We start from the raw sequence: 13,782 nt of genomic DNA on the forward strand, positions 1-13,782 counted from the left end.
CGGGGCGGCGGCCGTATGAAGGACGAAACCGGCAATGAGTAGACCTTCACCCCGACGCACCATCCACAGCCACCGCCTCGGCGGCATCGAGCACTGGCGCCGCCTCGTCATCGTGGCGGGCGCCGCGGTCGGCCTCACGGCCGCGGGCACGATCGCCGCGGCCCTCGCACTCACCCCCGACAGGCCCGCCGCGGACGCGGCGGCCGACACCGGCACCGCCGCAACGGCATCCGGCGGCGAGACCGAGAGTGGCGAGGCCGCCTCCGACGGTCCCCCGGACGGAGTCCAGGCCGACGCCGTGCCCGACGGCGACGGCATGTGCGACCGGACCGCCGGCCCCGCACCGGAAGTCGTCGTGACCGAAGTGGACGCCGAGGTGATCGGCGGCGGCACGGCCGACACCGACCCGCTCCCGGCGGCCCTCGCCGCCACTCCGACCGGCCGGTCCTGGGTCGCCTGGGACGGCACCGACGACCGCATCCACCTCGCCCGCCTCGACTGCGAGGACCGGATCGAAGGCGAGCCGATCGCCTTGGAGGGCATCGACCTCCAGGACGTCATCGCCGACGGTGACGGCGTGACCGTGCTCATCACCCGCGAAGGGGCGTGCGGCGACGGCCCGCTGTGCGGCGGCTCCACCAGTCCGTGCGCCACCATGCACATGGTCCGGTTCGACGACAGCGGCGCGCAGGTGTGGGAGCGCCAGGTGACCAACCTCGGCAACGGCCTCGCGGGATACGACGACGGCGCCCGCTTCGTCTGGTGGTACCAGCACCACGGCCGCCTCGCCAGCGACGGCGCCAACACCGCCGCCTACTTCGGCGTCGCCGTCACCGTCGCCAACGGCGACTGTGTGGACATCCACCAGGGCGACCGCATGCAGGTCGTCGACGCCGACGGGAACCTCGCGGACCACCCGGACGCGTTCGACGTCGGATGCAGCCACAGCTGGACCACCCGCATCGCCTGGAACCCGGACCGCGACGAGTTCGGCATGGTGTGCGCGACCGACGACGGGTGCCGCATCGCCGTCCCCGCCGCCGGCACCGTCGCGGAGGGCGCCTGCGACGGGACCCTCTTCGGCGGCGACCTCGTCACCGCCGCCGACGGCGGCTACTGGACCGCGTGGAGCCAGGGCGGGCGGGCCCGCCTCGAGCACTTCACCGACGGACCCTCCGACACCACTGTGGACACCGGTGCCGCGACCGACCACCCGCACCTCGTCGGCTACGGCGAGGCGCACATGCTGCTCGCCTGGGCATCGGGCGACGGCATCGCCGCGCAGGTCCACAGCGCCGACTCCGGCGCCGCCGCCGGCGACGCGTTCACGATCGCCGTGCCGGATCATCCGTACCAGGCGTTCAAGGCCTATCCTGACGGCAGCGTCGCCTTCCCGGCGGCCGGGGGCGGCGGCTCGATCCGCATCGCCCGGGTGATGCCGCTGTCGTAACCGAACCTTGAACCGCGAAAGGCCCCCGCCACATGGAGCTGCTCCACCTCATCGCCCTGATCGCCGCGCTCCTCAGCGCCGGTCTCATGGCCGGGCTGTTCACCGGGTACTCGTACTCGGTGATGCCCGGTCTCAAGATCCTCGACGACCGCTCCTGGATCGCCGCCCTCCAGCACATCAACCGCGTGATCCTCAACGGCCGCTTCCTGTCCGCGTTCCTCGGATCGGTCGTCTTCGCGCTCATCGCGCTCATCCTCGGCCTGTTCCTCGACGACCGGTCCGCACTGCCCTGGACCGCCGCCGGACTCGCCGGCACCCTCGTCATGTTCATCGGCACCATGGCCAAGAACGTGCCCCTCAACGAGAAGCTCGAAGCCGCCGGCGACCCCGCCGCGATCCCCGACCCCGCCGCGCTCCGCGCCGAGACCGAGCAGACCTGGATCCGGTGGAACCACGTCCGCGGCATCGCCGCGCTCCTCGCACTCGCCGCCCTCGCCGGCGCCCTCTACACGACCGGCCAGGTCGCCTGAGCTCACCGCGTGCACCAGCCCTTGGAAGCGGCCGCCCACCCGGCGCGCCGCGCCGGTCCCGCTGCGCGGCCTGGGCATGGCTGGAGGGGGGCGGGGAGGCGCCGGCTCGGGGGCGGCCGATCCTCGGGTCGTGTGCCCTCCTTCGGCGGGTGGGAGTCGGGGTCAGAGCGGGCAGCGACGAAAGGGTGAGTGGCGGGGCGGGGCGGATTGGTTGGCTTGGGGCCGTTGAGGACTGGGGCGAATATGAGTGGTTTGCACGCGTGTGGGTGATGACGGTTTCGTACAGGCGTGGGAGTATTGAGAGACGCACAGGGACAGGGAAATCGTTCAGGTGTCGCGTAGGTGCAAGCAGACTAAGACAAGCCTCTGGCCTATGGGCAAACCGAGCTGATTCCGAGGCAATACCGCCGATGCAAGCGTGGTCGGGTTACCGGTCGATCTCATCCCCACGTGCTATCGCGACCCGCAGCAGTCAACAGCCCTCGACGAGGGGGTTGTGATCGGGCGGCAGACCGCCGGAAGGGATCACCCCGACCGGAGGCAGTGCTCCTTACGAGGCACACGACCGGACCATCACCGCAACCGACGAGGCCAACCGCACGCCGGCACGAGTGCCAGCGACGCGTGCGCGATGCCACCCGGCCGGGCATTCGAGACCCGGCACCGGCTCCGCACCACCAAGCAGCCGACCAACAGAGGCTATGCAGCGAACGCGGACACCGCGGCCAATGCAGTAGTTAGTCGTTGTGCATCGAGGCGGCAGTGGCCCATCACGACAGCGCGCCAGTACAACAGCGCGCTCCCCACCACGGCGCACCCGCCACTGCGGCGTGTGCTGGCGCAACAGTGCACCGCCACTGCCACGGCGTGTGCGAGCACAACAGTGCACCGTAACCGATGCGGCATGCGCTAGTGCCACTGCGTGTCCCGATGTTCGCATGCAATGCGGAGCAGTGCACGAGCAGGAGATAGCGGGAGGCGGAAGCCTGAGACGGCGCAGGAATGGAAGGAGGTGAACAGGCAATGGCGATAGCGACAGTGCGTGCGTGTCCGCACTGCGACCCGAGACCGGGCGCCGGACGCAATGCCGACGGCCCGAGCCTCGATGCTCGGGGCAGGCCGCCGACCGATGGTGCAGGCGGCAGCCCTGAAACCGACGATCGGGCCGTCGAGCGCGCGGTGAACGCAGACCCTGCTGCGGGTCCCGCACCCGATGTCCGCGAACCGAGACCCGAATCTCGCCCACGAATCCGAGGCCGGCTCCGCAGCCGATGCGCCCAGCTCCCAGTGGCAAGCCGCTCTTCGACGCCACGACCGCAGTCCCGCCAGTGCGTGCCGTCGATGCCATCGAGACGACGCCCCGCACTCCGAGGCCGCCGCAACGGCCCGACCCGGTTGCGACACGACCGTCCGAGTGTCACGACCAAGGGGAGGCCGATCAGAAGGCGGCAAGAAGGCCCAGAGCCAAGCCGGCCGATATGGTCACATCCCGCCGGATGCTGTCCACCGCCAACAGCTGCAACAAGAACCGTTCGGGAAGCGCCGCTCTCGCTTTGCGAACGCACCCGGACACCCACGACACGCGAACGCCGCCCCAGATGCCGCCCGGCCTCGGCAGTGTCCCGGAGCGCCCCTCCCGTTCCGCCGTCGCTGATTGCTCGAACTTTGATCGGCCGCCGTCCCGGCCTCGGCAGCATTCCGGGACACGCCACTCGCTTTGCCGTCGGTGATCGTTCGAGCCTTGATCGGCCGCCGACCCGGCCTCGGCAGTGTCCTGGGACACGCCACTTGCTCTGCCGTCGCTGACTGTTCGTGCCTTGATCGGCTGCCGACCCGGCCTCGGCGGCATTCCGGAACGCCCTCCCGCTCCGCCGTCGCTGATTGCTCGAACGCTGATCGACCACCGACCCGGCCCCGCTATCGATGCTCTCAACCCCGCAGGGCAATACACCTATCCGATGCCGCGGTGCACCAGCGCCGCCGCGCCAATGAGCGGGGCGTCACCGCCGAGCTGCGCGCGGACCACCTTCAAGTCCGCCGCGTAGCCGTTCACGGCATGCTCGCGGACCGCCGCGGCCACCAGGTCGGGGTAGCGGTCGGCCACGAACGAGAACCCGCCGCCGATCACCGCGATCTCCAGGTCCAGCAGCGTCGCCGCGTTCACCAGACCCAGCCCCACCGCGCGCGCCGAGCGGCGCACCGCGTCCATCGCGATCGGCGCCCCCGCGCGGTAATCGCGCGCCAGGTCCTCACCGGACGCGCCCCTCCACCCCATCGACTGCGCCCACCGGACCGTGCTCGGCCCCGACGCGATGCCCTCCACGGTCGCGCCCGCCGCCGGGCCCTCGACCCGGTCGACCACGAGCTGCCCGATGTGCCCCGCGTTCCCGCTCGCCCCGGCCACCAGCCGCCCATCGCTCACCAGCCCGCCGCCCACACCCGTCGAGACGACCATGACCAGCGCGTTCCGGACCCCGCGCGCCGCACCCAGCCACGCCTCGGCCATCGCGATGCACGTCCCGTCCAGCCGCAGCACCACCCGCTCCAGACCCGTCAGGCCCTGGACGAAGTCCACGATGCCGAAACCCCGGAGCGACGGCAGGTTGATCGGCGCGATCGCACCCGCGGCCAAGTCCACCGGCCCGGCCGACCCGATGCCCGCCGCCGACACCGCACCCCACTCGGGAGCGGCCATGCAATGCCGCACGACCTGCTCGATCGCCCGCTCGGCCGCGCCGCGGTCCACCGCGGCGGCGTCGCCGGTCGCCGCCCGCGACCGCGTCCCCTCCACCACCGAACCGTCCGCGCGCACCAGCGCGGCCTCCACTTTCGTGCCGCCGAGATCAAGGGCCATCGCCACGTTCATGCCGCGAAGCCTATCGACCGCGCACGAGACCCGGAACCGGTAGTAGGGACCCGCCTGTAGAGCGGGACCGGCCCCCGCCGGACGCCGGAAGCGGCACCTCCCAGTCGCACCGGACACCCCGCCGCTCCCGACCGCCCGGCGCCGTCATCACCGCTGCCGCCGCCCCCCGGCCGCCGACACCGCGGCCTCACAGGTTCGCGACGACCGCCGCGGTCACCTCGTCCGTCGACGCCGACCCGCCCACGTCCCGCGTCAAGACGCCCTGCGCCGACGCCGCCTCGACCGCCCGCTCGATCCGCGCCGCCTCCTCCTCCAGCCCCAGGTGCGCCAGCATCAGCGCCGCACTTCCGATGGCGCCCACCGGATTCGCCGCGCCACGGCCCGCGATGTCCGGCGCCGAACCGTGCACCGGCTCGAACATCGACGGGAACCGGCGCTCCGGGTTGAGGTTCGCGCTGGCGGCCAGGCCCAGGCTCCCCGCGAGCGCCGAGCCGAGGTCGGAGAGGATGTCCGCGTTCAGGTTCGACGCCACCACCACCGACAGGTCCTCCGGACGCAGCACGAACTTCGCGGCCATCGCGTCGACCAGGACGCTCTCGGTCTCGACGTCGGGGTAGTCGCGGGCGACCCGGCGGAACACCTCATCCCACAGGACCATCCCGTACTGCTGCGCATTGCTCTTGGTGACACTGGCGACCCTCCGGCGCGGCCGCGTGCGCGCCAGGTCGAAAGCGAACCGCATGATCCGCTCGCACCCGACCTCGGTGAACAGCGACGACTGCACCGCCACCTCGCCGCCCGCGCCCCGCGCGGCCAGGTTCCGGCCGCCGAGCCCGGCGTACTCGCCTTCGGAGTTCTCCCGCACCACGACCCAGTCCAGCTCGGCGTCGTCGGCCTTGCGTAGCGGGCTCGCGACGCCGGGCAGGAAGCGCACCGGCCGCACGTTCGCCCACTGGTCGAACCCCTGGCAGATCCGCAGCCGCAGCCCCCACAGGCTCACATGGTCGGGCACCGTCGGCCACCCGACCGCACCGAAGTAGATCGCGTCGAAGCCCTCGAGCACCTCCAGCCCGTCCTCGGGCATCATCACCCCGTGCTCGGCGTAGTAGTCGCAGCCCCAAGGGAACTCCTCCCACGCCAAAGAGAACCGCCCCTCGGCCTGGAGCGCGTCGAGGACGGTCCGGCCTGCGGCCACCACCTCCCGCCCGATCCCGTCGGCGGGAATGGCGGCGATGCGGAACTCGTTCACGGCTGCTCCTCAGGGCTCGTTCGCGAAGCGGCGGAAGGGACTCGCATCGAGTCAACACCCGCCCGCGAACCCGCGTCCAAGACCGGTTCGCGATGGCCCCCATCGGCCGGCCCTATGAGTCCGGACCGCGCCCCGACCAGGTCTCGGCCATCGCCACGAACGCCCGCGCCGCCGGCGTCAGCCCGTCCGGGCGGCTCACCAGCGACACGTGCAGGTGCCAGGCCGGCTCGATCCGGTGCACCACCGCACCCGTGCGCTCCGCCAGCAGCGTCCACGACGCGGGCATGACCGCGTGCCCGAACCCGGCGAGCACCAGCGGCAGGATCGACGTCCGGTGCGCGATCTCCGCCGCCAGGTGCACCCCGTCGACGTCGGCGAGGAGGTCGTCCACGAAGCGGCGCATGATGCTCCCGCGCTGGGAGGCGATGAGCCGCAGGCCCCGGAAGTCCTCGCGCCGCACCGTCCCGCCCGGCGGCAGGCCGCGGCCTGGGGCACGCTCCGAGTGCTCTGAACCGTCGTGCTCTGGGAAGACATGGCCGGGCGGCGAGATGAGCACGAGCGGCTGGCGCTCGATCGGCACCGCCCGCAGTTCCGCGGTGCGCAGGTCCTCGGCCGAGCCGAGCAGCCCGATCTCGCTCGCGCCGGTCCTGACGTGCGCCACGACCTCCTCGGCGGTGAACGCGCCCTCCACGTTCATGACGATCCCGGGGTGCCGCTCGGCGAAGCGGGTCATCATCGCCGTCAGCGGCTCGATCCCCGGGGAGGGCATCGACACCATGTCGAGGCGCCCGCGTTCGAGTTCGCGCACCGAGCGGGCCGCGTCGCGCGCGGTCTCCATGTCCCGCAACACCTGCCGGGCCGGCTCGACCAGGCGCCTGCCCGCGTCGCTGAGGACGACGCCGCGGCCGACCCGGTGGAACAGCTCGACGCCGAGCGAGCGCTCCAGGTTCGCGATCGCCTGCGACAGTGAGGGTTGCGCGAGGTGGATCTGCTCGGCGACCTTGCCGAACCCGCCGTGTTCGACGACCGCGAGGAAGTATCCGAGTTGTCGTGCGTCCATGCGACTCCGGCGTGACGAGGGGCGCCCGTCCTCGGACACCGCTTCACGGCATTCTAGGTCGGACGCCCCATTTGCGCTAGTTCGCTCAGCTCCCGATACCCGTGAGCGTCACCATCAGCGGCATGAGCGCGATGATCACGACCGCGCCGATGAGGTCGAACGTGATGCCCGAGCGGATCATCTTCGTCATCGGCACGCAGCCGGTGCCGTAGACGATCGCGTTCTGCGGCGTCGAGACCGGCAGCATGAACCCGAGCGAGGCCGCGAACGTCGCCGCCAGCGCCGGCACCAGCGGATCGACCCCGGCCGCGGCGGCCAGCGGGATGATGATCGGCACCACGACCGCCGCCGACGCCGTGTTCGACGTCGTCTCGGAGATGAGCACCGCGAGGACCACGGCGAACGCGGTGATCGCGAACGCGCTGGTGATGCCGAGCGCGTCGGAGGCGCCGTTGCCGATGGTCTCGGCGAGGCCGGTCGCCGACAGCATGGCGCCGAAGATGATCCCGGTGCCGAACAGCAGGATCGTGCCCCAGTCGATCTTCGCGGCGTCCTTCCACGTCAGGGTCGCCTGCTGCTTGGACCAGTCGACGGGCAGCACGAACAGCAGCGCGGCCCCGATGACGGCGGCGACGCCCTCGTCGAGCCGGTCGCTCACCGTCGCGTACGCGCTCGAGTCGGTGCCCGAGACCAGGCCGACCACGGCCGGGACCAGCCACAGCGCCACGGTGACGCCGAAGGCGATCACGGTGTTCTTCTCGGCGCGGCTCATCGGCCCCTGCTCGGCGCGGCGGTCGCGGATGTACTCTTCGACGCCCTCGATCCGGCGGATCTCGGGGCGGTTGACCAGGATCAGGACCACGGCGAGGACGGCGAACATGATCAGGCAGATCGGCAGCGCGGCGAGCATCCACTGCCCGAACGAGATCCGCTCGCCGGTGGCCTCCTCGATCAGGCCGCGGCCGATGAGGTTCGGCGGCGATCCGACCGGTGTCAGGAGCCCGCCCACGCTGGCGCCGTAGGCGAGCATGAGCATGAGCGCGGTGCCCACCCGCAGTCGCATCGGGTCGAAGTCGGGCCGCACCACGCCCTGGCTCTGCATGAGCTTGGCGATGACGGCGAGGATGCCGAGGGCCGTGGGCATGAGCATGGCGACGGTGGCGGTGTTCGAGATGAACGCCGACAGGGCGCAGGTGATCGCCCCGAACGCCACGATGGTGCGGAACGTGGACTTCCCGACTCCGGGGAGGCCGAGCACGAAGTACGCGACCCGCTGGGCCACACCGTGTTTGAGCATCGCTTGGGCGAGGATGAACGCGCCGATGAACGTGAAGATCGTGGTCGACCCGAACGGTGCCAGTACCTCGTCGCCGGGCGCGACCCCGAGGACCACGATCGCGGCGACGCCGACGAGCCCCCCGATGGGGATCGGGATCGGCTCGCAGATCCACAGGACCACCACGCCGAGGAGCACCGCCGCCAGGGTCTGCTGGTCGCCGGGCATGTCGAGCGGCAGGAACCCGAAGACGAGGCTCACCAGCGGGGCGAGGAACCAGCCGACGAGCCGGCGGCCCTTCTCGAACCGCTCTTCGGCGCCCGAACCGAGTTCGGAGAGACTGCGGTAGGTCGACCCTCCCAGCAGGGCCTTGTCCACATCGGTGGGTGGCACGTCGGCGGGCGCGGCCGCGCCCTCGTGCTCGGCTGTCGAAGCCATGCCTCCTCCTTGAGGGATTGACTGTGATCACTGTCTCACCTGGGAGGGGATACGTCCAAGAGTCGTAGCCTTTGCGGCAAATAGGCGGCGCCTATCGGTTGGGCTGCTTCGGTTTCCGCCGGCGCGGCCACGGCCGCTGCGGCGCCGCCGAGTCGCGGATGTCGGTGCGAGGGCCGGCACCAGATGCCCGCCCGATCCCGATCCCTTGTGGAGGACCGCAAGGTTCGCCGCCGCGGCGGGGCCCCGGCTCTCGCCGGGGTCCCGCCCGGTTCACTCCACGCCCGGCCGCTTCGCCGGGAACCCGTGCACGCGCGCCCCGATGACGACCGCCGCCACCGGCGCCATGAGCGCCAGGAGCCCCCACGGGAACGACGAGGGTCCGAGCAGGCTCAGCATGACGCCGCCGACCGCGCCGCCCGCCGCCATCGCCGAGTTCCACGTCGTCACCAGGAGGGCCTGGCCGCCGTCGCCGCCCGCGTCGTTGACCGCGGTCTGCAGCAGGGTCGGCACCCCGCCCCAGCCGAGTCCCCACAGGACGACGGCGATGAACAGCGGCACGGTCTCGTCGGCCAGCGCCGTGAGCACGGCCGCGGCGGCGAGGAACAGGCCCGAGCTCAGGATCGTGAGCAGGCGCAGCCGCCGGTCCACGAGGGCGCCGACGACGACGATGCCCGCCGCCGAGGAGAGGCCGAACACCAGCAGCACCGCTTCGCGCCGGTCGTTCATGCCGTTGGCGTCCAGGAACGTCGCGATGTAGGTGTAGAGGATGTTGTGGGCGAGCACGTACGCGGCGACCGTGAACAGCACCGGCACGACGCCCGGCAGTCTGAGCGCGGCCAGGATCGGTTCGCGCGCACCGGAACGGCGGCCCGGGAACTCGGGGACCGACACGCGGATCCAGATCGCCAGCAGCGCGGAGACCGCCGCGACGAGGCCGAAGGTCATGCGCCATCCGACGAGGTCGCCGAGGAGGGTGCCGAGCGGGATGCCGAGCGACAGGGCCAGCGGCACGCCCGCCATGGTCAGCGCGATCGCGCGTCCCTGGAGGTGCGGCGGCGCGAGTCGGCGGGCGTAGGCGACGAGTTCGGCCCACACGACCGCGGCGGCGACGCCGGCCGCGAGGCGCAGGGCCATCGTCAGGGCGTACGAGTCCGAGACCGCGGTGACCAGGTTCGCGACCGCGAACGTCAGCGCCGCGGTGAGCACCAGGCGCCGCCGCGGCCAGGCGGCGGTGGCGGCCATGGCCGGGATCGCCGAGACGCCGGTGGCGATGGCGTAGATCGAGAGGGTCTGCCCGGCGGCCGCCTCGCTCACGGCGAGGCCCGCGGCCATCTCCGGCAGGACCCCGGCCGGCAGCGCCTCGGTGAGGATCGCCATGAACGCGGCCGCGGCCAGCGCCAGGAGCGGCGAGACCGGCAGGCGCCCTGAGGCTTCGACGGGTTCGGGAATACGTTCGGTACTCGTTGTCGTCATGACCTGTACCCTCCGACCTTCACATAAGTGTGAGGGTCAAGTCATGAGCGAATGAGGTGCGTCATATGCGGATCGGCGAGCTGTCGGAGCGGACGGGGATCCCCCGGCGGATGCTGCGCTACTACGAGGAGACGGGGATGCTCGTGCCCGGCCGCTGCGAGAACGGCTACCGCGACTACGACGAGCAGAGCGCCGACCGGGCCCTCCAGATCCGGGGCCTCCTGGACGCCGGGATGCCCACGCGCGTCATCAAGCAGGTCCTCCCGTGCCTGAAGCAGCCGGGGGTGGCACTGGTCTTCGACGCCACCCCGGAGACCATCGACATCCTCGAGCGCGAGCGCGACAGCATGTCCGAGCGGATCGAGACCCTCACGCGCAGCCGCGACGCCATCTCCCGCTACATCGACACGATCCGCAGGCTGCGGATGCGGCGGCCGGAGGAGGTCTCGTCACGCGCCTGACCGGGCCGCCACGCGGCCCGGTCAGGCGCTGTCCGAACAGGATCGGGCCTGCGGGAGCGTGGCGGCCCGGTCCTCCGGCGGCTACCGCCGCGCGGTGGTCGGTTCGCCGATCACCCTGGGGGAGATGACGATCCTGTCGAGGTTGGGCGCCCAGGCGTCGGGGTTGCCGAGGCGCAGCGGCTCGTTCGCGGTCGCGAGGGTGACCGAGAGGGACCGCTGGGAGAAGCTGTCCCACGAGTAGGTGTAGCGGAAGTAGGCGTGGCCGACCTCCGTGCCGCCTTCGGTCACCTGGAGCAGGCGGTCGACGACCTGCGGGTTGTAGTCGTGGTCGCCCGAGAGTTCGGCGTTGGCGTAGTAGACGGTCACGTCGTAGTCGCCCGGGGCGGCGAAGCCGTCGCGGGGGAGTTCGATCGCGTTCTCGGCGCCGTCGCCGACCCAGCCGACGTAGGCCATGCCGGAGGCGTTCGAGCCGGTCGTGTCGGCCAGTTCGGTCACCGCGGCCGAGCCGAGCAGTTCGGCGTCCTCGGCTTCGATCGAGACGGCCGCATCGTCGGCGCCGCGGTCGCGGACCGTGGCGAGGGACTGGGCCGTCGCGCCCTCGGGGGAGCGGATCTCGATCTCGTTGATGCCTTCGACGAGGTGCACGGTGGCGCTGGAGCGCCACTTGCCCTTGCGGTTCGCCGTCAGCTCCGCGGTGGGTTCGCCGTTGACGGTCAGTTCGAGCGACGACGCCTCGGCCGAGGCCCAGTCGACGGCGAGTTCGTAGTAGCCGGTCTCCATCGCGGTCGCGTAGAGGTCGGCCCTGGCGTCGCCGGCGAGCGCCGCCGAGCCGCGGTTCGCGCCGTTGGTCCAGTCGAGGGCCGCGCCGTCCTCGAGGCGGAAGGTCGAGGCCGGGTAGATCGCGGACTCCGCGGTGACGGCGGTCAGCGCGACCTTGTCGAGGGTGATGTCGGCGTTGGGAAGCACGGTCGATCCGTCCTCACTGGACCGGATCGAGAGCGTGTGGCCGCCGGCGGCGAGGTCCACCAGCAGCTCGGCGCTGCCGCGGTACTGCCAGCGGCTGGTGGCGTTGAGGGCGAGGTCGGCCGCGTACTGGATCGTCCCGGCCGCGGCGCCGTCGACGAACAGCGCGTGCCGGCCCGGCACCCCTGGCGCGCCGCCGATGACCTGGAGCCGGTAGGTCCCGTCCTCGGGGACCTCGACGGTCCAGTCGGCGCGCGAGGTGGCCCGGTTGAAGGACCCGACGTCCCGACCGCCGGAGGCGAGGAACTTCCAGCCGCCGTCGGCCTGCGGGTCCTGGGTGTACACGGTGGCGTCGGTCAGGGCCATGTCCTCGGCCTCGATCGAGGCGGTCCACGGCTGCGCGGCGGCGCCGGCTTCGACGTCGCGGGCGCCGTCCGGGGTGATGATCACCTGGTACCCGGCGTACCGGTCGTAGACGGGGACGGCGAGTTCGAGTTCGCCGCCGCCGACCGCGACGCCGTTCGCGGCGGTGATGACGCGCGGCGTGTCGGCCAGGCCCTCGGCGCCGGTGAGGGCGGCTTCGCGGACCTCGATGTCGACGCGGTCGCCGAAGACGTCCGGGTCGAGTCCGCTCAGGTCGAGGGTCACGTCGGCGTCGGTGCCGCCGAACAGGACGGTGGCCCTGCGGTTGGCCTCGTCGATCGCGCCGATGCCCTGGAGGGTGTCGACGGCGTCGAGTTCGGGCGGGGTCACCGCGACGGTCTCGGAGCCGGCGAGGTCGCCGTACCACTTGAACATCCACCAGCCGGCGTTGGCGCCGTTGGGGCGGGCGGAGTTGTCGGAGAGGTTGCCCGCGTAGTTCCAGTACGCGGTCTGGGCGTCGACCTTGGTGTCCTCGAACATGGCGAACCACTGGACGAGCTGCCCGGGCACGCCCATGTCGCGGAGCATCCCGTACTCGGTGATGTTCACGGGGATCGGGTCGAGGCCCAGTTCCCGTTCGAGCGCGCGGTAGTCGGCGAAGTTCTGCCGGTACGTGGCGAGGTTGCCGATGCCGAGCTCGTGCCAGATGAAGACGTCGGGCAGCGACCCGTGCTCCTCGGCGAACCGGAGGATGTCGGCGCTGCGCTCGGGCTGCCAGCGGGTGTCGCCGGGGCCGCCGATGCGGGCGTGGCCGAGGCCGTGGCGCTCCCAGACCTCCTGGATCTTCTCGTACGTGGCCTGCCAGTCGGCGAGGAACTGCTCCCGCTGGTTCGCCCAGTCGGGGTACCAGTTGCCGCCGTCGGGTTCGTTGTAGGGGATGAAGATGTAGTCCTGGGGGCGGTCGGAGTCGGTGGCGACGGCTTCGGCCACGAACTCGACGACCTCGAGGTAGTCCCAGACGCCGTTGGGCTCCTCGGTGTAGGTGCCGTCCCCGAGGTCGTACGTGCGGTCGTCGCCGGGGCGCCGGCCGCCGTTGTAGGACCAGTCGGGGTAGTAGTCCTGCACATAGATGTACATGTCCTCGCCGTGCTTGGCGAAGAACCCGTCCTCGACCTTGATCGCGTCCCCGGAGGGGTGCTGGGTGCCGTACGGGGCCTTCTGGGAGGTGTTGGTGATGTGCGCGCCGTTGATCAGGGCCTGGGTGGGGGCGCCCTCGTCGCCGAACCCGTAGAGCGTGCCTGACGCGCCGCCGCGGAAGTCGCCGGTGCGCTCGGCGAAGTCCACCGCGAGCACCTCGCGCTCCGCCGCGCCGGCCGGCGCGCCGCTCAAGCCGGTCACGGCCGTCGCGGCGACCGCTGCGGCAGCGACAGTCGCCATCGGTCTCCTCATCTCGTCGGTCCTCTCATCGTCATTGACAGGGGTCGATCCGTAGATCGGAGCCCGACCGTACCCCAGAGTTGATAACGATTTCAAGACAAGATTTGAAATCGATATCAGATCACGCTAGGGTTCCGATTGAAATCGATATCAGGCGCCGGCACCTCGGCGCCCGATCACGAAGCACGCAGAACCGCAACGACCCGACCGCACCGG

The 13,782-nt window shown here is 71.5% G+C and carries 9 protein-coding genes; 3 read left to right on the forward strand and 6 right to left on the reverse strand.

The window, feature by feature from the left end; all coding sequences use genetic code 11:
* Positions 1-34 precede the first annotated feature (34 nt).
* Positions 35-1,450, forward strand: a complete 1,416-nt coding sequence (locus GFD30_RS15775) for a hypothetical protein (protein ID WP_227996424.1) — start codon at positions 35-37, stop codon at positions 1,448-1,450.
* A 32-nt stretch (positions 1,451-1,482) separates the two neighbouring features.
* Complete coding sequence (locus GFD30_RS15780) at positions 1,483-1,980, forward strand: anthrone oxygenase family protein (RefSeq protein WP_153026161.1); 498 nt, start codon at positions 1,483-1,485, stop codon at positions 1,978-1,980.
* A 1,951-nt stretch (positions 1,981-3,931) separates the two neighbouring features.
* On the opposite strand, the gene GFD30_RS15785 is transcribed toward GFD30_RS15780, so the two are convergent.
* From GFD30_RS15785 to GFD30_RS15805, 5 genes are all read right to left on the reverse strand, one after another.
* Complete coding sequence (locus tag GFD30_RS15785; RefSeq protein WP_153026162.1) at positions 3,932-4,846, reverse strand: ROK family protein; 915 nt, start codon at positions 4,844-4,846, stop codon at positions 3,932-3,934.
* A 187-nt stretch (positions 4,847-5,033) separates the two neighbouring features.
* Positions 5,034-6,095, reverse strand: a complete 1,062-nt coding sequence (locus GFD30_RS15790; protein ID WP_322633294.1) for a tartrate dehydrogenase — start codon at positions 6,093-6,095, stop codon at positions 5,034-5,036.
* Positions 6,096-6,207: 112 nt separating this feature from the next.
* Positions 6,208-7,155: a LysR family transcriptional regulator gene (locus GFD30_RS15795; RefSeq protein WP_153026163.1), complete on the reverse strand. Its 948-nt coding sequence runs from the start codon at positions 7,153-7,155 to the stop codon at positions 6,208-6,210.
* A gap of 85 nt (positions 7,156-7,240) precedes the next feature.
* Positions 7,241-8,869, reverse strand: coding sequence for an SLC13 family permease (locus GFD30_RS15800; RefSeq protein ID WP_153026164.1), 1,629 nt, complete (start codon positions 8,867-8,869; stop codon positions 7,241-7,243).
* Positions 8,870-9,139: 270 nt separating this feature from the next.
* Positions 9,140-10,342: an MFS transporter gene (locus GFD30_RS15805; protein ID WP_153026165.1), complete on the reverse strand. Its 1,203-nt coding sequence runs from the start codon at positions 10,340-10,342 to the stop codon at positions 9,140-9,142.
* A 65-nt stretch (positions 10,343-10,407) separates the two neighbouring features.
* On the opposite strand from GFD30_RS15805, the gene GFD30_RS15810 reads away from it, so the two are divergent.
* The gene (locus GFD30_RS15810) at positions 10,408-10,803 is read left to right on the forward strand and encodes a MerR family transcriptional regulator (RefSeq protein WP_153026166.1); all 396 of its coding nucleotides are present in this window, start codon (positions 10,408-10,410) and stop codon (positions 10,801-10,803) included.
* Between the two features lie 81 nt (positions 10,804-10,884).
* On the opposite strand, the gene GFD30_RS15815 is transcribed toward GFD30_RS15810, so the two are convergent.
* The gene (locus GFD30_RS15815; RefSeq protein ID WP_153026167.1) at positions 10,885-13,566 is read right to left on the reverse strand and encodes a carbohydrate-binding protein; all 2,682 of its coding nucleotides are present in this window, start codon (positions 13,564-13,566) and stop codon (positions 10,885-10,887) included.
* Between the last annotated feature and the right edge of the window lie 216 nt (positions 13,567-13,782).

Origin of the sequence: Glycomyces albidus (genome assembly GCF_009451885.1) — a bacterium.
Classification (GTDB): Bacteria; Actinomycetota; Actinomycetes; order Mycobacteriales; family Micromonosporaceae; genus Glycomyces; species Glycomyces albidus.

Bases quoted from the DNA above. Each gene is read 5' to 3' on its own strand.
- GFD30_RS15815 (WP_153026167.1), bottom strand. From the start codon at position 13,566: ATGGCGACTGTCGCTGCCGCAGCGGTCGCCGCGACGGCCGTGACCGGC.
- GFD30_RS15775 (WP_227996424.1), top strand. From the start codon at position 35: ATGAGTAGACCTTCACCCCGACGCACCATCCACAGCCACCGCCTCGGC.
- GFD30_RS15810 (WP_153026166.1), top strand. From the start codon at position 10,408: ATGCGGATCGGCGAGCTGTCGGAGCGGACGGGGATCCCCCGGCGGATG.
- GFD30_RS15805 (WP_153026165.1), bottom strand. From the start codon at position 10,342: ATGACGACAACGAGTACCGAACGTATTCCCGAACCCGTCGAAGCCTCA.
- GFD30_RS15780 (WP_153026161.1), top strand. From the start codon at position 1,483: ATGGAGCTGCTCCACCTCATCGCCCTGATCGCCGCGCTCCTCAGCGCC.
- GFD30_RS15785 (WP_153026162.1), bottom strand. From the start codon at position 4,846: ATGAACGTGGCGATGGCCCTTGATCTCGGCGGCACGAAAGTGGAGGCC.
- GFD30_RS15800 (WP_153026164.1), bottom strand. From the start codon at position 8,869: ATGGCTTCGACAGCCGAGCACGAGGGCGCGGCCGCGCCCGCCGACGTG.
- GFD30_RS15795 (WP_153026163.1), bottom strand. From the start codon at position 7,155: ATGGACGCACGACAACTCGGATACTTCCTCGCGGTCGTCGAACACGGC.